A 24,454-nucleotide genomic window follows, 5' to 3' on the forward strand; every position below is an offset into this window, starting at 1 on the left:
ATCAGTTCTCCTTCCCGATGAAGGCTTCGTAAGAGCCGTATGCCTCGTAGCCGTAGCTGCCGTCATACATCGGAGCGAAGTGATGCTCCTGTGCCCAGATGAACCAGTTGTCGACGACCGTGCCGGTCAGAAGGATGCCGATCCCACCGGTGATCGGTGTCAGCACCGCGAACCACCAGGCCCAGCGGTGGATGCCCTCCATCGTGGCATTGAAGCCCATGGTCCAGCGCCAGAACAGCGCCGCACGTTCGGTGGCGGTGCCGCGGTCGACGATCTGTTCCAGTTCGCGGTCCCCGCCATAGCGGGTCACGGCCAGGATGGTCGCACCATGCATGGCGAACAGCAGGACCGACCCGTAGAGGAACACGATCGAAAGCGCGTGGAAGGGGTTGTAGTACAGGTTTCCGTACCGGATCGAGAACGCGGTGGTCCAGTCGAGATGCGGAAAGATCCCGTATGGCACCATTTCCGACCAACTGCCCATCAGGATCGGGCGGAAGAGCCCCAGAACCAGGAACAGCCAGATCGCGCTGCCAAAGGCCCAGAAGATGTGCTTGCCCATCTTGTGCTCGGCGGCAAGAAACCAGGTCCTCGCCCACCAGGTCATGACGGAAACCAGCAGGAACAGGCTTGCGATCATGTACCAGCCGCCATCGTCCAGCGGCGGCATGCGCAATCCGTATTCCGGGCTGGGTGGTTCCAGCGCAAGCCAGAATCCCTGTCGCAGGAATTCCGGGATCGACCAGCCGACCTGCGCCAGCATGTTGATCCCGATGATGTTCAGTGCCAGCGTGCCGGTGGCGATCGACACAAGCCCGGTCCAGCCCAGGTAGACCGGCCCCAGCTGCGCGTTGCCAAGCCAGCCGACCAGGGTCGAGAAGCGGGCCCAGGTGCCGCGTTCGCGGTGCGCCTCGGGGGTTTCCATGCCCCATTCGGGCTGACCCTGGACCTGCACCTGCGTGAAGATGTTCTGATATTCAGGTTGGTTCCACATTGGTCACAATCCCACGTTGGAGCCCCAGATGGGCATTTCGAGCCACCAGCTCCACCATTCCGGCCAGCCCTTGGTCCAGACCGGGCCCGAGATGATGATGCAGACCGCCGAGAAGAAGACGGCGTTGATGGCGAGAAGGAAGCCGAGGCGGTGAATGCCGAGCGTGCCGACCGAGTAGCCGATGAAATCACGGAAGAACGTGTCTTCGTGATCCGGCGTCTTCATCAGTTCGCCCTTTTCGGGGTTCGCCGCAGACAGGATCAGGCCGCCATGCAGCGCCAGTGCCAGCGTCGTTGTGAAGAACAGCGTCACCGCCAGCATGTGCGCCGGGTTGTAATGGAAGTGCAGGTAGGCATAGCCGGTGTTGCTGACCCAATCGAGGTGGCTGAAAATCCCGTAGGGAAATCCGTGCCCCCAGGCGCCCATCAGCAGCGGGCGGAAGATCACCAGCGTGACGTAGGCGAGGATCGCGAAACTGAAGGCGAAGGGCACGTGATAGCCGATGCCCAGCTTGCGCGAGATCTCGACCTCGCGCAGCGCCCAGCTGACGAAGGCCGCGGTCGCGCAGATCGTGATGATCTGCCAAAGACCGCCTTCCATCAGCGGCGCCATGCCCAGACCATAGCTCAGGTCGGGCGGCGCGATATTGATGAGCCAGGGGTTGAAGGTGCCCTGCTGGGACGCGCCCCAAAGAATGAGGATCGTGCCAAGAAGGCTGAAAAAGGCGGTCGTGACCCCGAAAAAGCCCACGTAGAAGGGGCCCACCCAGAAGTCGAACAGATCGCCGCCGATCAGCGTCCCTCCGCGGACGCGATACTTTTTCTCGAAGCTGAGCAGCGCCATCTTCTTGTCTCCGCGTTTGGCGGCGCGTCTGTCGACCGTGCCGTCGTTCCTGTAGGTTGGCCGCGGGCGACCGGCCATCCGGGGCCGCCCGCAGCGCTTTTCTTGGTCCTTCCTGGTTCACACCACCCAGACGGGCCGGTGTTTAACCGCCGGCCGCTTTCTGGGCTGCGATTTCAAACCAGTTGAAGTGCTCCGTGCTGAGCAGGACGAGATGAATCATCGCCGCCAGCAGGAAAAGGAAGACGCCCTGCGCCACGAAAACGCGGCGGGGGTCGAACACGAGCCAGATCTTGTAGAACTTTGCCATGTTGCCCTCCTCAGAACCACGGACGCCAGATGAAGGTCGCGAGGTGTGCGACCACCGCAACCGCCGAGAACAGCCAGAGGCCGCTCATGTAGACGGAATGCAGCTCTTGCGCCTGTTCGTCCGTAAGACCCGTGAACGACAGGTCTGAGTTATCAGCCATTAACTTTCCTCCGGAACGTTCAGACTGACGCCGCACACCCTGCGGCCGGGTTCCCCGTGGCAAGTCACGGGGGCCTTCCCATCCGTTGCCGGACGGTCAGTTTCGGTTCTGCCTGACGGATCAGGCAGAAAAGATCAGCGGCGTGATCCGGTCAGCCTCGGCCCAGGCCCGCGCAAGCGGTCCGTGCAGGAACAGGGTCTGTTTCTGGAACACGTCGGCCAGCCAGAACACCGTGGCGAACGGGATCGCCAGGATGAACAGCAGGGCAAAATAGACGTGGTACTCCGTGCCGCGCTTGGCGGTGCGACGCGGAGCGTTCGAGGTGAAATCCGTCATGATGCGGGTCCTCCTGAGGTGCGGGGCGCCAGTGCCTGGACGGTTTCCAGAACCACCCTTTCGGCCCCCTCTTTGAGCGCGGCGGCCTCTGCCGCGTCGCGCAAGTTCTTGGCTGCGGAAATCCGTGTCAGCACCGGGTGCTGCGCCACGATCCGATCCAGTTCGGCCTGGGCATCGGCATCCCAGGGAAAGTCACGGCGCAGGGGCGTCAGCGTGGCTTCGGACTGATCCATCACGCTGCCCAGCGGCAATATGTGGAACAGCGCGTCGAACAACCCGTTGCAGACTTCTTGCAGCAGGTAGGTCGCGCCGGCGTAACCCATGAATGGCGTGCCGGTGTGGCGTCTGATCGCCGCTCCGGGGAAACTGGCGGGGATGAAGGTGGGCTGCGGCCCATGCCCCGCCTGCGTTTCGGCCAGGTACATCTTTTCGTTGATCGACCCCATCAGGATCAGCGGCCGACGACCGTGCACCAGCGCGCGCACCGCGTCGTTGTCGGTCTTGGTACCGGCGCAGCGCGCCACCGCGAAGGCGCAGGGCAGGCCCAGATCGTTTTCCAGGTAATTGCGTATGCCGCGGGCATAGGTTTCGTTCGCGACGATCCCGAAATTCGCGGTGGCAAAGAAATCCTGGGTGACGGAACGCCACAGATCCCAGACCGGCTTGAGCGTCGAATGCTTTTCGCGCTCGATGAACGGCTCAGGGTCCAGCCCCAGCAACTCGCCCAGTTTGCGCAGGAATTTCGTCGTGCTTTCAACGCCGATGGGCGCCTGCAGATAGGGCTTGCCCAGCAGCTCGCACAGGCCTCGTCCGAATTCGCGATACAGGCAGATGTTGACGTCGGCATTCACGAGGTTGCGCATCTCGGCCAGATGGGCGCCCAGCGGCATCACCATGTTGATCTCGGCGCCGATGCCTTCGACCAGGCGTCGGATCTCGGCCAGGTCCGAAGGCATGTTGAACGTGCCGTACATCGGCCCGAGAATGTTGACGCGGGGCGCTGCGCCTTCTTCGCGCTTCTTCTCGGGCGGCATCCGGCCCTTGGTCATGCCGAATTCGGTGAAGATCCAGGTCATGGCGCGGTCAGCGCATTCCCACTGGTCTTCGTCGATCGTGCGCGGCAGGAACCGCTGGATGCTGGTGCCCATAGGCGTCACACCGCCGCCGATCATCTCGGCGATCGATCCGGTTACGACGACGGCGGGCAAAGCCGGATCGAGCGTGCCCCACGCGCGTTTCATCGCCCCTTCGGTTCCGTCGCGGCCCAGTTCTTCCTCGCCCAGACCGGTGGTCACGATGGGCAATTCGTGCGGCGGCAGCGCGTCGGTGTAGTGCAGCACCGAGGTCACAGGCAGATTTTCGCAGCCTACCGGGCCATCGATCACGACCTGCAGGCCCTTTACGGCACAAAAGGCATAAACTGCGCCCCAATAGCCTCCTGCCCTGTCGTGGTCCTGGATCAGCACGTCACACCTCCGTTGGCGGCGATGCGGGCCTTTTCGGCGCGCTCGAGCTTCTTGAGGTTCTGGTTGCGGAAATCCGGGCGCAGGTTCGGTTCGCCTTCCCAGACACCGGCCGTATCGCCGTGGCCGACGCCCTCGAAGAACGCTTTCATTCCGTCCATCCGCGCCTTGCCGGCGATGGCGGCGTTGACCACTTCGGCCAGCGATCCGGCGCCGGCCGGGCCCATCAGCGGACGGGCGGAAATCAGGTTGGTGTAATAGAGCGCGGGGATGGCCAGTTCCTTGGCCTTCTGAACGACCGGCGTGGTGCCGATGGCAAGATCGGGTTTGACGGCTTCCATCGCCGCCAGGTCGTCTTCGAGCGACGCGCGGAACGTCACCTTGATCCCCCTGGTCTCGAGCCATTCGCGGTCGGGATCGGACCAGCGGGTGCGCGGGCAGGCAGTGCCGACATAGCGCAGGTCGGCCCCGCTTTCGACCAGCAGCCGCGCGACCAGCAATTCGCTGCCCTCGTATCCCGACAGCGTGATTGTACCCTTGATCGGTGCCGCGGCCAGCGCGCCCTTGATCGCGGGCAGAAAGGCGTTCTGCGCGGCGGCCACACGGTCGGCGGGCAAGCCGAAGGCGTCGCCGATTCCAGCCAGCCAGGCGGCTGTGCCGTCATGCCCCACCGGAGCCGAGCCGACGATCGGCCGACCGGCAGCTTCGAATTCGCGGATCGCGGCTGTGTAGAAGGGATGGATCGCCGCCACTGCGCCGCAGTCCAGCGCACCGTAGAGTTCGCGCCATTCGCGGCAGGGCACGACCGGCCCGGCGGCCAGCCCCAGGGGCGCCAGCATGGCGCCGATCATCATCGGATCGGCCGGAAACATCTCACCCAGCAACGCGACACTTGGCCGATCCGACTTGCCGCCGACCGGTGCTGCCACCGGACCGGCCTGCACTTCCTTGCGGGCATAGGACAGCATGGCGCCCGCCAGCACATCCTTGGCCTCGGCGTGGGTCGGGATGCCGAAACCGGGTACGTCTATGCCGACAATCCGCACGCCGTTGATTTCGTCCGGCAAAAGCCGCAGGGGCACACCGGATGCCGTCGGAACGCACAGGTTAGTCACGACGATGGCGTCGTAATGTGCCGGGTCCGCCATCTGGTGCACTGCGTCGCGGATATCCTCGAACAGCTTGCCGGTAACCAGGGTTTCGGAATTGAACGGGACATAGCCCACCGACCGACGCGCGCCGTAGAAATGGCTGACAAAGGTCAGACCGTAGACACAGCAGGCCGAGCCGGAAAGCACCGTCGCCACCCGTTTCATCCGCAACCCCACGCGCAGTGATCCGAAGGCGGGGCACATGGATTGCGGCTTGTCATGCGGGCCTTGCGGGTAGTCGCGGGCAAAGCGGTCGAGCATCTCGGAGTTGCCGGCCATCCGCGCGGCCTTTTCCATCTCCGCGCCGGAATGACATCCCAGACCCTGGACGGGTTCGGATGCGCGTTCCGGGACTTCTCCCCGGATCACCGCGACCTCGGCCGCCTCGTCATATGTCGCTTCTTTGCTCACGTCCCAGTCTTCGTCTTGCCAAGTTAATTTCGGAGGTCCGGGGCTGGCCCCCGGGCTTGCCGTCATGCGTCGTCGTAGATCACCTCGAGCGAGGGTATTGGCGCGGCGTTCTTGCCGCGCATGTCGATGTCGGTCGCAGGCTCCAGCACCACGCCGGCGCCGGTCTCCGAGCCATCGAAAAGCGCCAGAAGCCCGTCCTGATCCAGCGGCTTGGGGCGCACCGGCGGCGCTTCGGCGACGTTCAGGCCCAGTTCGGCGAACAGCGCCCCCCAGGGACCGGCGGCGGTGCCGACGATCTGGTAATTGGCGGATTTCTTGCGCAGGTCGTCGTCTTGCGGGATCGAGGCCAGAACGGGCACGTTCACCGCGTCGGCAAAGGCCTGTGCCTCGCCCGAGCCGTCATCCTTGTTGATGACCAACCCCGCCACACCGACATTGCCGCCCAGCTTGCGGAAATATTCGACCGCCGAGCAGACATTGTTGGCGACATACAGCGATTGCAGGTCGTTCGATCCGACCAGGATCACCTTTTGCGCCATGTCGCGCGCGATCGGCAGACCGAAGCCGCCACAGACCACGTCACCCAGGAAATCCAACAGGACAAAGTCGAAGTCCCAATCGTGGAAGCCCAGCTTTTCCAGCAGCTCGAAACCGTGGATGATTCCGCGCCCGCCGCAGCCGCGACCCACTTCGGGTCCGCCCAGCTCCATCGCGAAGACACCGCCGCGCTTGAAGCAGACATCGCCGATCTTCACCTCTTCGCCGGCCAGCTTCTTCTTGGTCGAAGTCTCGATGATCGTCGGGCAGGCCTTGCCACCGAACAGCAGCGACGTGGTGTCGGATTTCGGATCGCAGCCGATCAACAGCACGCGTTTGCCCTGTTCGGCCATCATGTGACTGAGATTGGCCAGCGTGAAGGACTTGCCGATGCCGCCCTTGCCGTAGATCGCGATGATCTGCGTCTTTGATTTCGGCTCGGTCACGGGGATTTCGTCGTCGCCCTCGGCCGCCTCTTCGCGCAGCCGCTGGTCGTAACCGGACAGGTTCGGGATTTCATCTTTCACGCGACGGTCTCCCAATTGAGGATCATTTTCAGGCAGGCCGGATCTTCGAACGCGGTGCGATAGGCGTTCGGTGCCTCCGTTGCCGGGGCTTGGTGCGTGATCAGGCCGTCGAGGCTGAGCGCGCCGGTTTCGATCAGCGCGCGGGTCGCGGTCAGGTCGTCGCGGTCCCATTCGGCGGCAACGCGGAACCGCGCCTCTTTCATGAAGGCGGGCGGAAAGGCGAATTGCAGCGGCGCCGCATAAAACCCCGCCAGCACGATTTCGCCACCCTTGGCGATGCGGCCGACGAGGTCGTCCAGCAAGGCGCCGTTGCCGGATGCATCGTAGATGGTCTTGTAGTCCCGGCGCGGGTCGTCTTCGGGGCGGCAGACCGGGTAATCCTGCGCACCATCCATCCGCGCCGGATCGATTTCCCAGACGGTTGGCGCGGGCGCACCGGCGGCAACCGTCAGCCGCGCCATGAGCCGGCCGAGAACGCCATGCCCGACGATCAGTTCCGGCAGCGCCTTGCCGAACCCGGCCATCGCGTGGCGGGCGGTGGCGGCCAGCGCCAGCAGGGCACCGCTGGCGCCCATCGCGGGGTCGATCCGCGTGACGCGCGAGGCATCCGTGACAAGACGCGACGCCGCGCCCCCGAACAGGCCGAACGCGCCGTCATAGCAATTGGCTCCGGGAACGAAGACATGTTCGCCGCGCCGGAAACCGGTTTGCGAACCGGCCTCCACCACTTCGCCCGCCGCTTCGTATCCAGGCACCAGCGGATAACCCATGCCGGGAAAGGGCGGCATGGCGCCGGACCAGAACAGTTTCTCGGTTCCGGTGGAAATCCCCGAATGCCGGATATCGACAACGATATCGGTGGCGGATGGCTCGTTCAGCGTAACGTCTGACAAGCTCAGATCTTGGGGACCGCGGAGCAGAACGGCTTGCGTCGGCATCTTGCATCCCCCTTTGCGCTTCGCGTTGGACCACCGGGCGAATCCCCGGATGTGTACGTTTTAGTTTACAGCTTACGTGTAAGTTTATCTAGACATACGCAACTGTCAATAACTATGGACGGCGGCGGTTCATGCGCTTGGCACGCGGGCCGTCACGACCGAGGCGACGAACGCGCGGAGTGGCCTGGGCGTCTGGATATCGACAAAGCCTGCTTCGGCGAGAAGCGCCGCGATTTCTGCCTGGCTGCGCACCGTCCCGGTCCGCATCGCCATGCAGTAGAAGGCAAAGTAGACATCACCTATGGGATCAGGCGTTTCGCCACCCGACATCGGTTCCGCCACGATCAGTCGACCGCCCGGCGGCAGCGCCCGTTTCACTTTCTGCAGAAGCGCCGTCACCGTGTCGTCGGCATGGTCGTAAAGCACCCGGACCAATGTCGCGGCGTCGGCCCCGGACGGCAAAGGATCATCGCGGAACGATCCGGGGAAGAAGTGCAGGCGTTCCAGCACCGGCGATCCAGCCAGTCGCGTTCGCGCGGCATCGATAACCTGCGGCAAGTCCATCAACGTCACGATCAGGCCCGGAGTGGCCTTCAACGCGGCGGCCGCAAAGGCGCCGGTGCCACCTCCGATATCCATCAGGCGTGTTGTTCCCTGCAGCGAAACGGTTTGAAGCACCTCTTGCGCGACAAGGCCCTGCGACTGCGCCATCAGGTCCGAGTAGCGCCGCGCCGTATCCGGATCCTCGGCCGCTCCGGCGCCGAACACGTAGGGCCAGAAGCGCGCGAGTTCGGGCTGGGTATCGCCCCGCAGAAACGCAACCGGATCGGCAAGGTCACGGTAAAGCAGATCGTGGTGGCGAATCATGTCTTCAAGACCGGGCACGCCGATCAACGCCGCACCGCGCGTCGACAACGCGAACCGATCGCCGCGCCGCCGCAACAGGCCCAGGCCAGCGCCCGCCTGCAACAGGCGCTGCATCCGGTCGACCGCAAGCCCGACCTCGGACGCAAGCTCTTTTGCCGTTCCCGGCCGTTCGAGGATCCGGTGCGGAATGCGCAATTCGACAAGGGCGAACAAGACCTGCGATGCGACGAAACCCTGCACGATACCGAACAGGGCTTCGCCTTCGCGCCTGACCAGGCCGCGCGTCAGGGGAAACCGCGCCGCCCAGCTTTGAAAGCGCGGACTGGCGGCCAGCTTCAGCAGGCGGCTGCGCCAGGTGGGTCGACGTGGTGAAATCGGTTTGGTGTCCTCGGCAAGCGCCATGTCATGCGCGGGCCCGCAGAACCTCGGCCGACGGTGTCAGCCGGTCGGCATACATGCGCACCATCTGCGCCAGCTGCGCCTCGCCCGGGCAGGACGGAATCGACGCGATAGCGCCTGAAAGGATGTCGGACAGCCGTTTCATCGCGCCATCGACACCCAGCATGGACACCGCGTTCGGGCGTCCGTGCAGATCATCCTGCCCCGCCGGCTTGCCAAGCGCCTGTTCGTCGAACAGCGCATCCCTCAGGTCGTCAGCGACCTGGAAGGCTTCGCCGATCCGGGCGCCCAGTTCGGTCCACGGCTCGGCCTCTTGCCCGGCGGCCAAGGCGCCCATCTGGGTGGCCGCAATGAAGAGCGCGCCGGTCTTGGCGCGGTGATAGGCCGACAGGTCGATCTGCGCTTCGCTTTCCCAGCCTTGTCCCGCGCAGATGCCATGCGGCATTCCCGTCTGGCGCGACAGCACGGCGATCAAGGCAAGCGCGCGTTCGGGCGTGTCACCAGCGGCACGCGAGAGGACGTTGAACGCCAGCACGATCAGCGAATCGCCGGTCAACACGGCTAGGGGCTCGGAATAGGCGCGGTGCACAGACGGCTTGCCGCGTCGGACATCGGCGTCGTCGAAGCAGGGCAAGTCGTCATGCACGAGGCTGGCGCAATGGACCAGTTCCAGCGAGGCCGAAGCCGCATCGGTGATTGAAGGACGGTCGTCACCACATGCCAGTGCCACCGATGTCAGAATCGTCGGGCGGATGCGCGCCCCGCCGGGCGTACAGGCATAATGCAAGGCGCCGGACAGGCGTTCCGGCGCCGGACCGGCACGACCCATGGCGATGGCACGTTCCACTGCCGCGTCGATCCGTTTGGACAATCCCATCGTCGCTCCTCGCCAATGTGTAAGTTTTTCTGGACATCAATATGTAAATCATACTGGACATGACGCGGCTGCAAGTCAACTATTGCTGCATGAAGAACGCCGCGGTCATTGCCGAACGCAGACGCCCAGGACCGGTCATCGTGATTGGCGCAGGGATCGGTGGGCTATGCGCGGCGCTGGAACTGGTGGCCGCGGGCGAGAACGTGCTGATTCTCGAACGCCACGCCACGCCGGGCGGCAAGATGCGGCAAGTGCCCAGCCCTGCGGGCGGCGTCGATGCCGGTCCGACCGTTTTGACCATGCGTGCGGTCTTCGACGCCTTGTTCGAAATGACCGGGTCGACGCTGGACGCCCACGTGACGCTGCACAAACAGGACATCCTGGCGCGGCATTGGTGGCCGGACTCCGGGCCTCTTGATCTTTACGCCGACACGGCGCGTTCTGCCCAGGCCATCGGCGCGTTCGCCGGAACCCGGGCGGCGCAGCAGTTTTCGGCATTCTCGCAGCGCACTCGGCAATTGTTCGATGGATTCCGCGCGCCCGTCATGGAAGCGGCCAATCCGACACTGGGCAGTCTGACCCGACATGTCCTGAGACACCCCCACCTGATCGGCGCCATGGCACCGGGTGCGACGCTAGCCATATTGCTGCGTCAAACATTCACCGATCCGCGTCTGCGTCAGTTGTTCGGTCGGTATGCGACCTATGTCGGAGGTTCGCCTTTCGAGGTTCCCGCCCTGTTGTCGCTGATCTGGCAGGCGGAAGAAAATGGTGTCTGGGTCGTCGAAGGCGGATTGACGGCGCTGGCCCAGGCGATCGCCGCCCGCTTCGAGGCATTAGGCGGCAACCTGTTGTATCACGCTCATGCCACGCGCATCCTGACCGACAGCGAAGGCGTGACCGGCGTCGCACTGGCCGATGGATCGATCTTTCCGGCGGGACAAGTCGTGTTCAACGGCGACCCCCGCGCCCTTGCGCTTGGTCGGTTCGGCGATGCGGCCGCTTCGGTTGCGCAAGTAACCGACCGGGTGCCACGCAGTCTGTCGGCCAATGTCTGGGCATTCGCGTCCGAGGTCCGGGGACTGGATCTCGTGCATCACAACGTCTTTTTCTCGTCCGATCCCAAAAGCGAATTCAAGGATCTGAAACGCGGCTGCCTTCCGTCCGACCCAACGCTTTACCTTTGTGCCGAGGATCGCGGCCAGGGTCGTTCGCCGTCTCGGATGGAGCGGTTTGAAATCATCCTCAACGCGCCGCCACTGACGCGGCGCCTGCCTGAACCGGAGGACTTCGACACATGTCACCGACGGACATTCCAGACCCTGGGGCGCTTCGGCCTGACCTTCACGCCGGAACCGGGAAAAGCTGCGCTGACGACGCCAAGCGGATTCGACGCGCTCTTTCCCGCCACGGCCGGATCGCTTTACGGGCAGAGCCCGCACGGCATGATGGCGGCCTTCCGGCGGCCAACGGCGAAATCGCCGATTCCGGGGCTGGTGCTGTGCGGCGGCGGGTGTCACCCGGGGGCGGGAGTGCCGATGGCGGCGCTCTCAGGACGGCACGCGGCCGCGGCGATCTTGACGGCCCGAACTTCAACCTCGACGTCCCGTCGAACGGCTACGCCTGGTGGTATGTCGACGGCATCTCGGATTGCGGCAGCCGTGCCGTCTCGGTCATCGGGTTCATAGGGTCGGTCTTTTCGCCCTGGTATGCGTGGTCTGGCCGCAAGGACCCGGAAAACCATGTTTGCATCAACGTCGCGACTTACGGTCCCGGCGGGCGGTTCACGATGACCGACCGGGGACGAAGTGCTTTGCGGCAAAGCCCACGCCGGTTCGAGGTGGGACCGTCCTCGATGACGTGGAAAGCGGGGCAACTGGTGATCGACATCAACGAGATGTCCGGGCCACCTGTCATCGCGCGGGTTCGCGGCCAAATTCGCGTGACCCCGTCGGCGCTGACACGGGTCGAGTTGCCGTTGACGCCGAGCGGGACGCATATCTGGCGACCGTTCGGGCCGGTGTCCGATATCGAGGTCGATCTGGAAGCCAAGGGTTGGCAGTGGCGCGGGCATGGCTATTTCGATGCCAATTTCGGCACCCGCGCGCTGGAACAGGATTTCGCCTATTGGACCTGGGGACGATTTCCGGCCAAGGGTGGGGCGACCTGTTTCTATGACGCGACGCGCCTGGACGGATCGGAACTGGGTGCCGGGTTCCACTTTGACACCGATGGCAACGGGACCGCCATCGCCCTGCCCGAAAAGCACCGGTTTCGCCGGTCATTATGGGCCGTGCATCGCGAAACGCGCGGCGATGACGACGCCCGGCCGCGCCAGGTGATGAACATGCTGGATGCGCCGTTCTATTCGCGGTCGATGGTCAAAACCCGGCTGGAGGGCGAAGACTGCATCGGTGTGCACGAGGCCTTGGACCTGCGCCGGTTCCGATCGCCGCTGCTCAAGCCGATGCTCGCGCTGCGTGTTCCCCGACGCAGCAATTGGCGGTTCGGGCTTTAACGCGCCTCGCCGGGGTTCAATCTCCAGACGCTGGCATTCAGTGCGCCGGCGACGGTCACCCATGCGAGGTAGGGCAGGAAAAGCATCCCCGCGATCCAATCGGTTTGCCAAAGCGCGACGACCGAGGCGGCAACCGCCAGCCAGAGCGCTCCCAGAACGACCATGCCCAGCCGGATGCGCTTTAGCCCGAAAAACACCGGCGTCCACAAGCCGTTGAGAGCGATTTGCAAGGACCAGAGCGCCATGGCGACACCGTTGTCCTCTGCCATCGCTACCCGCGCGCCGGCTGTCGCCATGCAAAGGTAAAGCGTCGTCCATGCGACGGGAAATACCCAGTCGGGCGGAGTCCAGGTCGGTTTGTTCAGCGCGCGGTACCATTGACCGGGCGGGAACAAGCCGCCTGTCGCACCTGCCGCGAAGCAGGCGCCAAGGAAGATAAGGAACAAAATCCAGAACATGACGGTCAGGTAGCCCGCGCGCCCGTCGCGATCAAGCGGTGCCTGGCCTCGTGGTCTCGGGCGGCCAACTGGGACAACGCCTGGTGCAGCCCATCGGCCGGATGCCATGCGACACGCGCGCTCGTCGCGGCCGCATCGACCAGAAACGCGACTTCGGGCATCGGTGGAGCAAAGAGCGTGGCGGCCCGCGGCGAGATGGTGGTCGCGGCGGCCTGAAGGCAGGACTTGAGAAGCCATCCCATTTTTTGCTGCTTCGATGTGCGCGCCCTGGACGAAAGCGAATCGTAGCCCGCTTCGGAGACCTTTCCGCCGATCCCGGCGTAAATGTTGCGCGCCGCAAAAATGCCCGGCCGGCAGAATAGCGGAAGCTCGGCAATACCCGGTTCGGCGCGGAAATAGAGCCGGTTCGCCTCGGTGACCAGCCGTCTTGTCATGATGCGGATCGCTTTGGTCGGGCGCGGATTGGCAAGAAAGGCATCCGGATCGATTCCGGCTTCGTCCAGCCATTCGGTCGGAAGGTACAGCCGGCCTTCGAGCGCATCTTCCCCGACGTCCCGGGCGATGTTGGTCAGCTGCATCGCAAGACCCAGATCGCAGGCGCGTGCCAGGGCATCGGCATCGCGGACGCGCATCAGCACGGCCATCATCGCACCAACGGCCGACGCCACACGGGCAGAATAGGACAGCACGTCGGACAGGGTTGCGTAACGGCGGCCCATCGCATCCCAGGCCAGGCCTTCCAACAAGGCGTCGGGCAAGGCTCGCGGCATCTGGAACCGTTCCACCACGGCGGCAAAGGCACGATCCGGCGCGGCATCCCGCGGACGTCCGGCATAAACCCGGTCCAGCCGGTCGCGCAGCTCGAGAACCGCGGCCGCCTTTTCCCGCCGCAGATCGACGGCGTCGTCAGCCAGCCGGCAAAAGGCATACAGTGCCAGCGCCGGATCGCGGACCGAAGCCGGCAACAGGCGGGAAGCGGCATGGAAGGACAGCGATCCGTGGCGGATCATCTCGGCGCAGGCCGCGATATCGGCATCGGGACCGGTCATTCCGCCGCCAATCGGTCGACAGTTGCGACGCCGACTGCATCGGGCACCAGTTGTGCCAGAACCTCGGCCGACGACACGACGCCGGGCAATCCGGCGCCCGGATGGGTTCCGGCGCCTGTGAGATAAAGACCTTCGATTTCTTCCGACACGTTGTGCGGCCTGAACCAGGCAGACTGCAGGATGCGTGGTTCTATGGAAAACCCGCTCCCGAAGGGCGAAAGGTATCGATCGCGGAATTCGACCGGGGTGAAGGTTTCCGAGGCGGTGATCCGGTCGGCGAAACCGGGCAGCAGTTCCCTGTCAAGCATCGCGATCATCTTTTCGCGATACGGCTCGCGTTCCGCGTCCCAATCGACCGGATTTCGATGACCCAGATGCGGCACCGGGCTGAGAACGTAGAAGGTGTCGTCGCCTTCCGGCGCGACACTAGGATCGGTGACGGACGGGCGATGGACATACAGTGACATGTCGTCGGACAGCTTGCCCCGAAGGAAAATGTCGCGCACGAGGCCGCGATACCGAGGGCCGTTCAGAATGGTGTGGTGACCGACATCAGGCCACATCGCGCGTGTGCCTTTGGTTCCGAAATACCAGACATACAGCCCCATCGACCATCGCGACCTTTTCAGCCGCTGGTCGGTCCAGCGTCGTTTGGTCTGGTGCCGCAGCAGATTTGAATAGCTGAACCCGGCATCGGCATTCGACACGACGATGTCGGACGACAGGACTTCGCCGTCTTTCAGCCTGACGCCTTGCGCGCGCCCATCCCTGACAAGGATCTCGTCGACCTCGGCATTCATCCTAAGCCGGCCACCCTGGTCGGTCACGACAGTGGCCATGGCGCGCGCCATCTCGGCTACGCCGCCCATGGCGTAATGCACGCCGAATGCCTTTTCGAGGTGGCTGACCAGGATATACATCGACGTGACGTTGAAAGGGTCACCGCCGATGAACAGCGGGTGAAAGCTCAGCGCCATGCGCAACCGTTCGTCGCGAACCCGTTTTGCAGCGTGACCGAACACCGAGCGGTCGGCACGCATCCGCACGAAGGTCGGCAGCACCTCGATCAGATCACGCAATTTGTTCATCGGGCGACGCCCGAGGTCTTCGAAGCCGAACCAGTAGCGTTCTTCGCTGTCCCGCAGAAATGCCTCATAGCCGGCCACGTCGCCTGGCGAAAGGCGCGCCACTTCGGCTTTCATCGCGTCGGTGTCCTGACGGGCGGTGAAGGTGGACCCGTCGGGCCACCGGATTTCGTAGAACGGGTCGAGTGGACGAAGGTCGACCTCGCTGTGGAAATCGCGGCCGCAAGCGGCCCACAGTTCCTTGAAAACCTGGGGAACGGTGACGATTGTCGGACCCAGGTCAAAGCGATGGCCGTCTTTCCAGATACACGACCCGCGACCACCCGGCACGTCGAGCCGATCGACAACTGTGACGTGATAGCCCTTGGCACCTAGCCGCATGGCAGACGCAAGCCCACCCAGCCCGGCACCGATCACGATCGCCCGGGCCTTTGAAATCCCGGTGACCGGGGGTGATTTTGCGTGGACCGCTTGTATCATCATTCGACGATAGCACTGTCAGGAAAAGTAGACAATAATCCGTTGAGCCATGTTTTCAACGTTATCAGTCTTTGATTTTCCGACTCGTTGTGTCAGACTTGGTTGACACATGGGGTGCCGAACATGCAGACCGCCAGTCTGAGTCTTTTCCGGTTCGAGTCCTGGGTCGCACGGGTCTGGGCCTTGGCCATGATGGGTGCGGCGCGGTTCAGGCTGCCGCAAGTCGATGGACTCGGCTTCTGGAAACTCTGCGGCTCCGGAACAGGCGAAGGGTTCACGCCGATTCCCAATACCGCCGTCTACGCGATTCTGTGCACGTGGCCCGACCTGGATACGGGTCGGGCGCGGATCGCCGATGACCCGCTGTTCGCTGCGTATCGCAAGCGCGCCGTCGAAGACTGGACGGTGTTCCTGACGCCGATCTCGTCACGTGGCGCATGGTCGGGTCAGACGCCATTCGACGCACAGTCGGACAATGGAACCGGCCCTATCGCGGCGCTGACCCGCGCCACGATCAAACCATCGGTCGCTTTGCGTTTCTGGCGGCGGGTTCCCGACATCTCGCAGGTGATCGGCGCCGATCCCAGTGTTCTTTTCAAGATCGGTATCGGCGAAGTTCCATTGCTGCACCAGGTGACCTTTTCGGTCTGGCCCGATGATTCCAGCATGGCGCATTTCGCCCGCCGCGATGGCCCGCATGCCCGTGCGATCCGCGCCGTTAGAGACGGCAACTGGTTCAGCGAAGAATTGTATGCGCGGTTCCGGGTGGCCGGCGAAACCGGAAGCTGGGACGGACAGAGCCCGCGTATTCTCAAGGAGGCGTTCGCATGAAACAGCCCTTTCCCTTTTCCGCCATCGTCGGCCAGGAGGACATGAAACGTGCAATGATCCTGACGGCTGTCGATCCCGGCATTGGCGGGGTCCTGGTGTTCGGCGATCGTGGCACCGGCAAGTCGACGGCGGTGCGCGCCCTGGCCGCGCTGCTGCCCGAAATCGCCGTTCTCGAAGGCAGTCCTACCAATGCGGCGCAGGCCGCCGATCATCCCGATTGGGCCGATCCGGTTTCCGGCAAGACGCGGCGCGTGCCGACACCGGTGGTCGATCTGCCCCTGGGCGCCACCGAAGATCGCGTCATCGGTGCGCTGGATATCGAACGCGCGTTGACGCGGGGCGAAAAGGCTTTCGAGCCGGGGCTGCTGGCGCGGGCGAACCGTGGGTATCTGTATATAGACGAGGTCAACCTGCTGGAGGACCACATCGTCGATCTGCTGTTGGACGTCGCGCAATCGGGTGAAAACGTGATCGAGCGCGAGGGCCTGTCGATCCGCCATGATGCACGGTTCGTGCTGGTCGGTTCCGGAAACCCCGAAGAGGGAGAGCTGCGGCCGCAATTGCTCGACCGTTTCGGATTGTCAGTCGAGGTCCGTTCTCCCACCGATATCGAAGAACGGATCGAGGTCATTCGCCGCCGCGCTGCATTCGACACCGACCCGGATGCATTCCTCAAGAAATGGCGCCGCGAGGATACGAGGATTCGCAAGGCGATCCTGACGGCGCGCGACGCACTATCCGGTATCGCCACCCCGGACGATACGCTGCGCGACTGCGCGCGGCTTTGCATGACGCTGGGCTCGGACGGCTTGCGGGGCGAGCTGACGCTGTTGCGCGCGGCGCGGGCCCTTGCTGCCTTTGAAGGGCAAAGCACGGTTTCGCGACATCATCTGCGCACCGTGGCGCCGATGGCGTTGTGCCACCGATTGCGCCGCGACCCACTGGATGAAGCCGGATCAACCGCACGGGTCACCCGCACGGTCGAAGACGTCTTCGCATGATCGACAGCGCCGCCGAAATCTGGATCGCCGGGCATCTGGCAAGGGCCCTTCTGGCGGTGGACCCCGCCGGACTTGGCGGCCTGCACCTGCGCGCCCGCGCATCGGCGACGCGCGATGCCTTTCTGCGTAGCGGCGTGTCCGGCCCGATGCCAGGTTGCCGCATATCGCCTTCGATCGACGATTCGCAGTTGCTCGGCGGCGTCGATATCGCGGCGACGCTGGCAAAGGGGCGCTTGGTTCTATCGCGCGGATTGTTGGCCGGGTGCGGAACGCTGACGCTGGCGACGGCCGAACGCTGTTCTCCCGGGCTGGCTGCACGGCTCGCACAAAGGATCGATAGCGGTCATGGTCCGGTCGTAATCGTCCTGGACGAGGGCGCCGAAGAGAGCGAGGCCGCGCCGCCGTCGCTGACCGAACGACTTGCGTTCCTTGTCGATCTGGACGGAATCCGCCTGCAAGACATGGCGGAACCGGTGTTCACCGAGACCGACATCACAAGCGCTCAGGACAGGCTGGCAGACGTCATCATTCCTGACCACGCGGTTGCAGCGATAACGGTGGCGGCCGCGCGTTTCGGCATCGCATCGATGCGCGCGCCCTTGTTCGCCCTGCGCGCGGCGCGGGCACATGCCGCGCTAAGCGGTCGCCCGTCGGTGATATCGGACGACCTGGCCATCGCGGCGCAACTTGTCCTCGCCCACCGCGCCACATGCATGCCGGACGACGCGGCGGATGATCTCCAAGATCCGGGGTCGCCCGAAAACCGCGATTCGTGCAGTGATGGTCCGTTGTCCGATTTGCCCAAGGACATGCTGGTCGAAGCCGTACGCGCAGTGCTACCGCCAAGAATGCTGAAAGCGCTGGTCACCGACACCCCGCAACCCCGGGCGGCAGGAAACGGTTCCGGCAACAGAAAACGTGGAAACCGGCGCGGGCGACCCTTGCCCGCACGGCCCGGAAAACCTCATTCAGGCGCGCGGATCGATGTCATCGCGACCCTGCGCGCCGCGGCGCCTTGGCAGACTTTGCGTCGCAAGGCGCCGCCTGACCGGGCTGGGCTCTTGCTGCGCCCGTCCGACATCCACCTGAAGAGGTATGAGGAAAGATCCGACCGGCTCATCGTTTTCGCCGTCGACGCGTCGGGTTCCTCGGCGATGGCACGACTTGCCGAAACCAAGGGTGCGGTCGAGCTTTTGCTGGCCGAAGCCTATGCGCAACGCGATCATGTGGCCCTGATCGCGTTCCGGGGCACTGGCGCCGAAATGGTGTTGCCGCCGACCCGGTCCTTGGTTCAGACCAAACGGCGACTAGCGGGCTTGCCGGGTGGCGGAGGCACACCTCTGGCCGCCGGGCTGCAGGCCAGCGCGGACATCATGCGTCGGGCCCGGGACCAGGGTTTGTCGCCGGTGCTCGCGCTTTTGACCGATGGCCGCGCGAATGTTCCCCTGCCCGGGCGCAACGGTCGTGCGGCGGCTATCGAAGATGCCGAAAGGATGGCTTTGCAGATTCGCGAATTGAACATTGCCAGCGCGGTGGTCGACACCGGTATCCGTCCGCAGCGCGATCTGCAGAACCTGGCCGCAACGCTGGGCGCCTGCTACCTGCCCCTGCCCCGAGCGGATGCGCGAACGCTGAGCAAGGCGATCGGATCGGCCATCGGGGCGTAACGAATGGACCCGCAAAAGGATTTCTCCGGCTGGCCCCACGCCGAATGGTCTAGAATCGTGCCCTGCCGACCCCATCGTTGGCACGTGCAGGACAGGGGCCAAGGCAAGACCCTGCTTTTCCTGCATGGCGCAGGCGCCTCGACGCATAGCTGGCGCGATATTCTGCCGGCGTTCCTGGATCGCTATCGCGTGGTGGCCATCGATCTTCCCGGTCACGGTTTCACGCAACTCGGCGCGCGACAACGCTCGTCTCTGGACGCGATGGCAACCGACCTGGCAGTGCTTCTGGAGAGCGAAGGAATAGAGCCCGCGGCGATCGTCGGGCATTCGGCGGGAGCGGCCATCGCGCTTCGGCTGGCCAGCTTGTCCGGGAACCCGCCGGTCATCGGACTGAACGCCGCACTGCAACCTTTTCATGGGTTGGCGGCCTTCCTGTTTCCGCTGGCCGCTCGGGTTCTTGCGATGACGCCCTTCGCCGTGACGGGCATCGTTCGCAGCCTGTCTTCCGATCGCAGGATTTCTGCTCTTTTGGCCGAAACAGGCTCTGTTATCGACGCAGAGGGGGCTGCCTACTATGCACGCCTGTGCCGAGATCACGATCATGTCGACGGAACGTTGAGGATGATGGCGCAATGGTCGCTGGACGGGTTGTTATCCGATCTGCCGGCTTTTTCGATGACGTGCCTGTTATTGACCGGCGAGCAGGATGGTACCGTTCCGCCAACCGTGTCGGTCGCGGCCGCGGCGCAAATGCAGAACGCGGTGTCGGAAAGCTTTGACCGGCTCGGACATCTGATGCACGAAGAAGCGCCTGCCCGAATTTCCGCGCGACTCCGCGCTTGGCTGGACGATGCGATCTGACTGAACCAGAGGCGTGAAGAGACAAGGCGCGGCATGGCCCGAACGGACTTTTTCACGGAAAACGCGCCTTGGCTGACGACCGGAGTTCTGCTGACATTCCTGTCGAGCTTTGGTCAGACCTTTTTCATCTCGGTCTTTGCAGGCGAGATCCGGATTGCCTACGGCCTGAGCCATGCTGGTTGGGGTGCGATCTATTCGATCGCCACCGCCGTTTCGGCATTGGTCATGCTTTGGGCCGGGGGTTTGGCCGATCGGTTCCGTGTCCGGACCTTGGGCCCCTTGGTGTTGATCGGTCTCGCCGTGGCGTGTGTCGCCATGTCCGCGAACGTCTATGTCGCGCTACTGCCTCTCGTGATCTTTCTGTTGCGACTGACCGGACAGGGAATGTGCAGCCAGATCGCCATTGTCGCCATGGCGCGTTGGTTCGTTGCAAGACGCGGCCGGGCACTTGCAGTTGCCGGCCTCGGTTTTGCCCTGGGTGAGGCGATGTTGCCCGTGCTGTTCGTCTGGCTGATGACAGCGATGGACTGGCGTGCCCTGTGGGTTGCGGCGGCTGTCGTCGCGGTGTTTGCCATTTTCCCGATACGCGCGCTGTTGAAACGCGAGCGCACGCCCCGATCACATGCAGAAACCAGCGCCACTACGGGAATGAACGGCAGGCACTGGACCCGGAAACAGGCTCTGTTTCACCCGCTTTTCTGGTTCATGGCGCCAGCTTTGCTGGGTCCCGCGGCATTCAATACGGCGTTTTTCTTTCACCAGGTGCACTTTGCCGAAATCAAGGGGTGGAGCCACTTGCAACTGGCCGCGCTGTTTCCGGTCTACACTGCGATGGGGGTTGTCGCGATGCTCGTGTCGGGCGCGCTCATAGACCGTATGGGCACCGCTCGGTTGATACCCTGGTTTCAACTGCCGATGGTGGCGGCCTTCGCAACATTCGCGCAAGGCAACGATCCCGTTTCGATGTTGATCGGGTTTCTCTGCCTTGCAATGACGACCGGTGCGAACAGCACGCTCCCCAATGCGTTCTGGGCCGAGTTCTATGGTACGCGGCACATCGGTTCGATCAAGGCGATGGCCGCTGCGGTCATGGTGTTTGGATCGGCGATCGGTCCCGGGCTGACCGGCTTGTTGATCGGCATCGGCGTCGGCCTCGAAACGCAATTTCTGGGGATCGCGGCGTATTTCGTGATGACAACCGGCCTGATGGTGATCGGCGTGGCGGAATCGCGCCGCGCCCTGGTGTGATGGTCAGCGTCGTTTTCGAAGATAGACATAATATGCGCCGGACCCACCATGGCGCACATGCGCTTCGGACACTTGCAGCACCGCGCCGGCGAGCGGCATCTGTTGCAACCAAAGAGGCGCTTGCCGCTTGAGCGCACCGCGCCGTTGCGGAACCGGATCGAATGGGTCTTCGCGGTTTCCCTTGCCGGTGATGACCAGGACCAACCGCAAGCCGCGCGATTGCGCGGACAAGACGAATTGGATAAGCGCGCTATGTGCGGCGTCAAGCGTCAGTCCGTGCAGGTCGATCCGAGCTTCGGGGACCAGTTTGCCACGTTTGAGCCGTCCGAACGCTTTGGCGTCCATGGTCACGGGGGCGTCGGCGAGGCGCTCGGAGGTCGTTCGAACGGGCAAGCGGACCTCGGATCGCAGAGGAGCGCGGGCCCCGACGCTGAAATCTGACGGTATCGCGATTTGCGTTTGCTTTGGCGGCGGCTTGCGCGCCGCTGGGGCAGGGGTGGGATGATCTGGGTTCTTGCCCGGTCTGGGTTTGGCCGATCGCGCGACACCCTTCCACAGCTCCAGTTCGTCGGGCCGCAGACGCCGCCGTGTCATTGCACCGATTCCGGCAACAACGCGTACGCGCGCTGGATCGGCATCAGAACGACCATGCGGCCAGGGTCTTTTATTCGGCCTGCGATACGGCCAGCACGGTCGCCCGTGCCAAAAAAGATATCGGCGCGCTGCGCGCCCTTGATCGCCGAACCCGTGTCCTGCGCGATCATCAGCCGGCGCAAAGGCGCCTGACCTTCCTTCTCGATCCAGACCGGCGCGCCCAAAGGGGTGTAGGCAGGATCGACCGCGATTGACCGCATCGCGGTGATCGAACGGTTCATGGCGCCAAGCGGGCCCTTGTCAGCCGGGACTTCGTTCACCTCGCGGAAGAAGACGTAGCTGTCATTGACAAGCAGCAAGTCGAGACCTTCCCGGGGATTTCGACGCACCCAGTTCTTGATGACCTGCGCAGAGACCTGGTGTGGCTGATAGATGCCCCGGCGCACCAGTTCCTGACCGATCGAGCTGTAGGGGTGGCCGTTTGCCCCGCCATATCCGACACGGACATGGCCGCCGTCGGGCAGCCGGACGCGCCCGGAACCCTGAACCTGAAGGAAAAACAACTCGACCGGATCGTCGACCCAGGCGATTTCCAGACCTCGTCCTTCCATCACGCCGTCGGTCAGGATTTCACGGCGGGTCAACCAGGGGCGCTGCTGTTCGGCTTCGGGCGGCATACGGTAGAGCGGAAACTGGAAACGGCCATCGGGCCGCAGTGATCCGGTCAGCTCCGGCTCGAAATATCCGGTGAACAACCCGTCGGTGCCATTCGAGACCAACACCGGCCGGAAGAAAAGCTCGAAGAATTGCCGCGCGTCCCCGGCTTCGGCCGCCATCCCGCAAAGCGCGGACCAATCGGGTGCGGATAGATCACCGCAGGTGTTACGAAAGACGGTAAGGGCCGCCTGGTGATCATCGTCAGCCCATCCCTTCAGATCCTCGAAGCCGAGGATCGAGAAACTGGGTTCTTCTTCGGCCCCAAGCTGTTGTCCCGCCATGACGACCCCCGCCAGAATTGCCGCGAAGAGCCTCCGCGTCATTCGTCCGTGGCGACGAGCTGCCAGTTCGGATCATCGCTGCCCATGTTGCGGGCAAAGGTCCAGACGTCTTTCTGACGTTTGACGGACGTGGCGCTTCCTTCGACGATATCGCCCTCGGCATTCTTGACCACGGACGTGAGTTCGCCGACATAGCGCACGGTTATCTCGGCAAGTCCGGTTTCGTCTTCGAACCGTGCGTTCGTCAACGTCAGCTCCCGCACGCCAACGAAATCGGCCTCGATCGTGAGCCCCTGTTCTTCCCGAGCGGCGACGACTTCGGCGAAGGTGTCATAGACATCCTCGGCGAGAAACGGCTTTAGCTCTTCGATATCCCCGCGCTCGAAACCCATCAGGATCATCTCGTAGGCACCACGAGCACCGGACAGGAATTCGCTGACGCTGAACGTCGGGTCGGTGCGTTTCATCCGTGCGAGCGCGTCGGCGCTCGGGCTTTTTTCGTCGACATGATCGGTTATGTCGCGATCCGGTCCACCTTCGATCACTTCAAAGTCGCGGCGGGCCCCGCTGTCGCGGGTCTGGTTGGAAAGCGGCGGTTTTTCAAACCCTTCACGGGTGCCCAGCACGCTGCGAAGCCGCAAGATCAGGAAAACGGCGATTCCAGCAAGAACCAGAAGCTGGATGATCGGGGAATTCATCGGCACCTCGTTTCGGTGGCAAGTGTGGCATGAGCGCTGTCGAGTTCTTATGTAGGTGAGCAAGGCGGGTTAGTCCACCACGTGGCCAAGGGAAAGGATGTCGGTCGAAATGTGGCTCTTCTTTGCGTTTCTCAGCGTTCCCTTGATCGAAATCGCGCTGTTCATCCAGATAGGTGGTCTAATCGGGCTTTGGCCGACGCTCGGCATCGTCGTGCTGACGGCGGTGATCGGCACATGGTTGGTACGCAGCCAGGGGAAACTGGCGCTTGCAAACCTGAGGCGATCGTTTTCCGATCTTGACGATCCGACCGAACCCCTGGCGCATGGTGCGATGATCCTGTTTTCCGGTGCGTTGCTGCTGACACCCGGGTTCTTCACGGATGCGGCGGGCTTCGCCTTGCTGATGCCACCGGTTCGAGACGCGGTGTTTCGCTGGATGAGCCGACGGATAAAGGTTCACCGCTTTTCGATGGGTGAGCAGCCGCCGCGCCAGAGCAGCCCGCATGACAGACCAGACGTCATCGATGGCGAGTTCACCGAAATGCCGCAGGGAAAAGCACCCAACCACCCGGGATCGGGCTGGACTAGGCATTGAGACCGGCGCTGACGGCTGGTATGCGATGGGCCGACGTTTTCAGGGAGACTGAACCATGGCCGATACCGCAGACAACGGCGCGGCGCCGCAAGCCCCGCAGATCAAGATGAACGTGCTCGCGCAATTCGTGCGGGACATGTCATTCGAGAACATTCTGGCCCAGAAAGGCGCCAGCGGAGACGTGCAGCCGGACGTTCAGGTTCAAGTGAACCTGGATGCCAAGAAACGGTCCCAGGAAAACCAGTACGAGGTCATCCTCAAGCTCAAGGTAGATTCGAAAAGCAAGAGCGATCGTGCCCAACTGTTCCTGCTGGAACTGGACTACGCCGGCGTGTTTCACATCGAAAACGTGCCCGAAGAGCAGCTGCACCCGTTCCTTCTGATCGAGTGCCCACGGATGCTTTTCCCGTTCGTGCGGCGGGTGGTGTCTGACGTGACCCGCGACGGTGGATTTCCGCCGCTCAACCTGGAAACGATCGACTTTCTTGCGCTTTACCGGAACGAACTGGCGCGGCGGGCGGCGCAATCAGGTGGGGGCGAACAGACGGCCAACGCCTGATC

26 protein-coding genes are annotated in these 24,454 nt (G+C 63.6%); 9 read left to right on the forward strand and 17 right to left on the reverse strand.

All coding sequences use genetic code 11. From position 1 onward, the window contains the following. Position 1: 1 nt before the first annotated feature. The 11 genes from pufM to KUH32_RS06370 form a co-directional block, all read right to left on the reverse strand. A complete protein-coding gene (gene pufM / locus KUH32_RS06320; RefSeq protein ID WP_217777195.1) occupies positions 2-994 on the reverse strand; it encodes a photosynthetic reaction center subunit M in 993 nt (330 codons plus the stop codon). Between the two features lie 3 nt (positions 995-997). Beyond that, positions 998-1,837 (reverse strand): photosynthetic reaction center subunit L, encoded by an 840-nt coding sequence (pufL, locus tag KUH32_RS06325; protein WP_217777196.1) that lies wholly within the window; start codon positions 1,835-1,837, stop codon positions 998-1,000. 142 nt (positions 1,838-1,979) lie between these two features. Beyond that, the gene (gene pufA / locus KUH32_RS06330; protein ID WP_217777197.1) at positions 1,980-2,144 is read right to left on the reverse strand and encodes a light-harvesting antenna LH1, alpha subunit; all 165 of its coding nucleotides are present in this window, start codon (positions 2,142-2,144) and stop codon (positions 1,980-1,982) included. Positions 2,145-2,154: 10 nt separating this feature from the next. After that, positions 2,155-2,304 carry a light-harvesting antenna LH1, beta subunit gene (gene pufB / locus KUH32_RS06335; protein ID WP_114509227.1) on the reverse strand — a complete coding sequence of 50 codons (150 nt, stop codon included), beginning with the start codon at positions 2,302-2,304 and terminating at the stop codon, positions 2,155-2,157. A 120-nt stretch (positions 2,305-2,424) separates the two neighbouring features. Next, entirely contained in the window at positions 2,425-2,640 is a 216-nt protein-coding gene (pufQ, locus tag KUH32_RS06340; protein ID WP_217777198.1) for a cytochrome PufQ, read from the reverse strand. Continuing rightward, positions 2,637-4,106, reverse strand: a complete 1,470-nt coding sequence (gene bchZ, locus KUH32_RS06345; protein ID WP_217777199.1) for a chlorophyllide a reductase subunit Z — start codon at positions 4,104-4,106, stop codon at positions 2,637-2,639. The genes pufQ and bchZ overlap by 4 nt, the downstream gene beginning before the upstream one ends. Then, a complete protein-coding gene (bchY, locus tag KUH32_RS06350) occupies positions 4,100-5,665 on the reverse strand; it encodes a chlorophyllide a reductase subunit Y (protein WP_217777200.1) in 1,566 nt (521 codons plus the stop codon). The genes bchZ and bchY overlap by 7 nt, the downstream gene beginning before the upstream one ends. 62 nt (positions 5,666-5,727) lie before the next feature. Further along, a complete protein-coding gene (locus KUH32_RS06355; RefSeq protein WP_217777201.1) occupies positions 5,728-6,729 on the reverse strand; it encodes a chlorophyllide a reductase iron protein subunit X in 1,002 nt (333 codons plus the stop codon). After that, positions 6,726-7,667 (reverse strand): chlorophyll synthesis pathway protein BchC, encoded by a 942-nt coding sequence (gene bchC, locus KUH32_RS06360; protein WP_217777202.1) that lies wholly within the window; start codon positions 7,665-7,667, stop codon positions 6,726-6,728. The genes KUH32_RS06355 and bchC overlap by 4 nt, the downstream gene beginning before the upstream one ends. Positions 7,668-7,796: 129 nt before the next feature. Further along, a complete protein-coding gene (locus tag KUH32_RS06365; RefSeq protein WP_217777203.1) occupies positions 7,797-8,936 on the reverse strand; it encodes a methyltransferase in 1,140 nt (379 codons plus the stop codon). 1 nt (position 8,937) lies between these two features. Beyond that, positions 8,938-9,810, reverse strand: coding sequence for a polyprenyl synthetase family protein (locus tag KUH32_RS06370; RefSeq protein ID WP_217777204.1), 873 nt, complete (start codon positions 9,808-9,810; stop codon positions 8,938-8,940). A gap of 59 nt (positions 9,811-9,869) precedes the next feature. On the opposite strand from KUH32_RS06370, the gene crtD reads away from it, so the two are divergent. Together crtD and crtC are read left to right on the forward strand one after the other, a co-directional pair. Next, on the forward strand, positions 9,870-11,498 hold the full coding sequence (crtD, locus tag KUH32_RS06375) for a 1-hydroxycarotenoid 3,4-desaturase CrtD (protein ID WP_431358177.1): 1,629 nt from the start codon (positions 9,870-9,872) through the stop codon (positions 11,496-11,498). Continuing rightward, the gene (crtC, locus tag KUH32_RS06380; RefSeq protein WP_217778330.1) at positions 11,453-12,328 is read left to right on the forward strand and encodes a carotenoid 1,2-hydratase; all 876 of its coding nucleotides are present in this window, start codon (positions 11,453-11,455) and stop codon (positions 12,326-12,328) included. Before crtD ends, crtC begins: the two co-directional genes overlap by 46 nt. Here crtC and tspO read toward each other — a convergent pair. The 3 genes from tspO to KUH32_RS06395 are packed head-to-tail and all read right to left on the reverse strand — an operon-like array spanning position 12,325 to position 15,400. Next, positions 12,325-12,786, reverse strand: a complete 462-nt coding sequence (gene tspO / locus KUH32_RS06385) for a tryptophan-rich sensory protein TspO (RefSeq protein WP_217777205.1) — start codon at positions 12,784-12,786, stop codon at positions 12,325-12,327. The genes crtC and tspO overlap by 4 nt on opposite strands. 5 nt (positions 12,787-12,791) lie before the next feature. Beyond that, entirely contained in the window at positions 12,792-13,835 is a 1,044-nt protein-coding gene (crtB, locus tag KUH32_RS06390; protein WP_217777206.1) for a 15-cis-phytoene synthase, read from the reverse strand. Further along, positions 13,832-15,400, reverse strand: coding sequence for a phytoene desaturase (locus KUH32_RS06395; protein WP_217778332.1), 1,569 nt, complete (start codon positions 15,398-15,400; stop codon positions 13,832-13,834). The genes crtB and KUH32_RS06395 overlap by 4 nt, the downstream gene beginning before the upstream one ends. Before the next feature lie 123 nt (positions 15,401-15,523). Between KUH32_RS06395 and crtA the strand changes: the two genes are divergently transcribed. Genes crtA through KUH32_RS06420 form a run of 5 tightly spaced genes read left to right on the forward strand, consistent with a single transcriptional unit; the run spans position 15,524 to position 21,008 of the window. Further along, positions 15,524-16,231 carry a spheroidene monooxygenase gene (gene crtA / locus KUH32_RS06400; RefSeq protein ID WP_217777207.1) on the forward strand — a complete coding sequence of 236 codons (708 nt, stop codon included), beginning with the start codon at positions 15,524-15,526 and terminating at the stop codon, positions 16,229-16,231. Continuing rightward, entirely contained in the window at positions 16,228-17,232 is a 1,005-nt protein-coding gene (bchI, locus tag KUH32_RS06405) for a magnesium chelatase ATPase subunit I (protein WP_217777208.1), read from the forward strand. The genes crtA and bchI overlap by 4 nt, the downstream gene beginning before the upstream one ends. Next, entirely contained in the window at positions 17,229-18,899 is a 1,671-nt protein-coding gene (locus KUH32_RS06410) for a magnesium chelatase subunit D (protein ID WP_217777209.1), read from the forward strand. The genes bchI and KUH32_RS06410 overlap by 4 nt, the downstream gene beginning before the upstream one ends. Positions 18,900-18,902: 3 nt before the next feature. Next, positions 18,903-19,760 carry an alpha/beta fold hydrolase BchO gene (gene bchO / locus KUH32_RS06415; protein WP_217777210.1) on the forward strand — a complete coding sequence of 286 codons (858 nt, stop codon included), beginning with the start codon at positions 18,903-18,905 and terminating at the stop codon, positions 19,758-19,760. A 33-nt stretch (positions 19,761-19,793) separates the two neighbouring features. Then, positions 19,794-21,008, forward strand: coding sequence for an MFS transporter (locus KUH32_RS06420; RefSeq protein WP_217777211.1), 1,215 nt, complete (start codon positions 19,794-19,796; stop codon positions 21,006-21,008). A 3-nt stretch (positions 21,009-21,011) separates the two neighbouring features. On the opposite strand, the gene KUH32_RS18655 is transcribed toward KUH32_RS06420, so the two are convergent. From KUH32_RS18655 to KUH32_RS06435, 3 genes are all read right to left on the reverse strand, one after another. Beyond that, positions 21,012-21,353: a Smr/MutS family protein gene (locus KUH32_RS18655; protein ID WP_431358188.1), complete on the reverse strand. Its 342-nt coding sequence runs from the start codon at positions 21,351-21,353 to the stop codon at positions 21,012-21,014. A 245-nt stretch (positions 21,354-21,598) separates the two neighbouring features. Further along, positions 21,599-22,600, reverse strand: a complete 1,002-nt coding sequence (gene mltA / locus KUH32_RS06430; protein WP_254898997.1) for a murein transglycosylase A — start codon at positions 22,598-22,600, stop codon at positions 21,599-21,601. A 38-nt stretch (positions 22,601-22,638) separates the two neighbouring features. Beyond that, positions 22,639-23,298 (reverse strand): Tim44/TimA family putative adaptor protein, encoded by a 660-nt coding sequence (locus KUH32_RS06435; protein WP_217777214.1) that lies wholly within the window; start codon positions 23,296-23,298, stop codon positions 22,639-22,641. Between the two features lie 109 nt (positions 23,299-23,407). On the opposite strand from KUH32_RS06435, the gene KUH32_RS06440 reads away from it, so the two are divergent. Next, positions 23,408-23,893 (forward strand): FxsA family protein, encoded by a 486-nt coding sequence (locus KUH32_RS06440; protein ID WP_217777215.1) that lies wholly within the window; start codon positions 23,408-23,410, stop codon positions 23,891-23,893. A gap of 55 nt (positions 23,894-23,948) precedes the next feature. Beyond that, positions 23,949-24,452, forward strand: coding sequence for a protein-export chaperone SecB (gene secB / locus KUH32_RS06445; RefSeq protein WP_217777216.1), 504 nt, complete (start codon positions 23,949-23,951; stop codon positions 24,450-24,452). The last annotated feature ends 2 nt before the right edge of the window (positions 24,453-24,454 follow it).

This window comes from Thalassococcus arenae, from assembly GCF_019104745.1.
Lineage (GTDB): Bacteria > Pseudomonadota > Alphaproteobacteria > Rhodobacterales > Rhodobacteraceae > Thalassococcus_B > Thalassococcus_B arenae.

What these genes read in the sequence shown, in the direction of transcription:
- pufM (WP_217777195.1), bottom strand. Translation starts at nt 994, where the DNA reads ATGTGGAACCAACCTGAATATCAGAACATCTTCACGCAGGTGCAGGTC.
- crtA (WP_217777207.1), top strand. Translation starts at nt 15,524, where the DNA reads ATGCAGACCGCCAGTCTGAGTCTTTTCCGGTTCGAGTCCTGGGTCGCA.
- pufQ (WP_217777198.1), bottom strand. Translation starts at nt 2,640, where the DNA reads ATGACGGATTTCACCTCGAACGCTCCGCGTCGCACCGCCAAGCGCGGC.
- KUH32_RS06365 (WP_217777203.1), bottom strand. Translation starts at nt 8,936, where the DNA reads ATGGCGCTTGCCGAGGACACCAAACCGATTTCACCACGTCGACCCACC.
- pufB (WP_114509227.1), bottom strand. Translation starts at nt 2,304, where the DNA reads ATGGCTGATAACTCAGACCTGTCGTTCACGGGTCTTACGGACGAACAG.
- KUH32_RS06440 (WP_217777215.1), top strand. Translation starts at nt 23,408, where the DNA reads ATGTGGCTCTTCTTTGCGTTTCTCAGCGTTCCCTTGATCGAAATCGCG.
- mltA (WP_254898997.1), bottom strand. Translation starts at nt 22,600, where the DNA reads ATGGCGGGACAACAGCTTGGGGCCGAAGAAGAACCCAGTTTCTCGATC.
- KUH32_RS06435 (WP_217777214.1), bottom strand. Translation starts at nt 23,298, where the DNA reads ATGAATTCCCCGATCATCCAGCTTCTGGTTCTTGCTGGAATCGCCGTT.
- tspO (WP_217777205.1), bottom strand. Translation starts at nt 12,786, where the DNA reads ATGTTCTGGATTTTGTTCCTTATCTTCCTTGGCGCCTGCTTCGCGGCA.
- bchO (WP_217777210.1), top strand. Translation starts at nt 18,903, where the DNA reads ATGGACCCGCAAAAGGATTTCTCCGGCTGGCCCCACGCCGAATGGTCT.
- KUH32_RS06410 (WP_217777209.1), top strand. Translation starts at nt 17,229, where the DNA reads ATGATCGACAGCGCCGCCGAAATCTGGATCGCCGGGCATCTGGCAAGG.
- bchC (WP_217777202.1), bottom strand. Translation starts at nt 7,667, where the DNA reads ATGCCGACGCAAGCCGTTCTGCTCCGCGGTCCCCAAGATCTGAGCTTG.
- pufA (WP_217777197.1), bottom strand. Translation starts at nt 2,144, where the DNA reads ATGGCAAAGTTCTACAAGATCTGGCTCGTGTTCGACCCCCGCCGCGTT.
- crtB (WP_217777206.1), bottom strand. Translation starts at nt 13,835, where the DNA reads ATGACCGGTCCCGATGCCGATATCGCGGCCTGCGCCGAGATGATCCGC.
- pufL (WP_217777196.1), bottom strand. Translation starts at nt 1,837, where the DNA reads ATGGCGCTGCTCAGCTTCGAGAAAAAGTATCGCGTCCGCGGAGGGACG.
- bchI (WP_217777208.1), top strand. Translation starts at nt 16,228, where the DNA reads ATGAAACAGCCCTTTCCCTTTTCCGCCATCGTCGGCCAGGAGGACATG.
- secB (WP_217777216.1), top strand. Translation starts at nt 23,949, where the DNA reads ATGGCCGATACCGCAGACAACGGCGCGGCGCCGCAAGCCCCGCAGATC.
- crtD (WP_431358177.1), top strand. Translation starts at nt 9,870, where the DNA reads ATGACGCGGCTGCAAGTCAACTATTGCTGCATGAAGAACGCCGCGGTC.
- KUH32_RS06420 (WP_217777211.1), top strand. Translation starts at nt 19,794, where the DNA reads ATGGCCCGAACGGACTTTTTCACGGAAAACGCGCCTTGGCTGACGACC.
- KUH32_RS06395 (WP_217778332.1), bottom strand. Translation starts at nt 15,400, where the DNA reads ATGATACAAGCGGTCCACGCAAAATCACCCCCGGTCACCGGGATTTCA.
- KUH32_RS18655 (WP_431358188.1), bottom strand. Translation starts at nt 21,353, where the DNA reads ATGGACGCCAAAGCGTTCGGACGGCTCAAACGTGGCAAACTGGTCCCC.
- KUH32_RS06370 (WP_217777204.1), bottom strand. Translation starts at nt 9,810, where the DNA reads ATGGGATTGTCCAAACGGATCGACGCGGCAGTGGAACGTGCCATCGCC.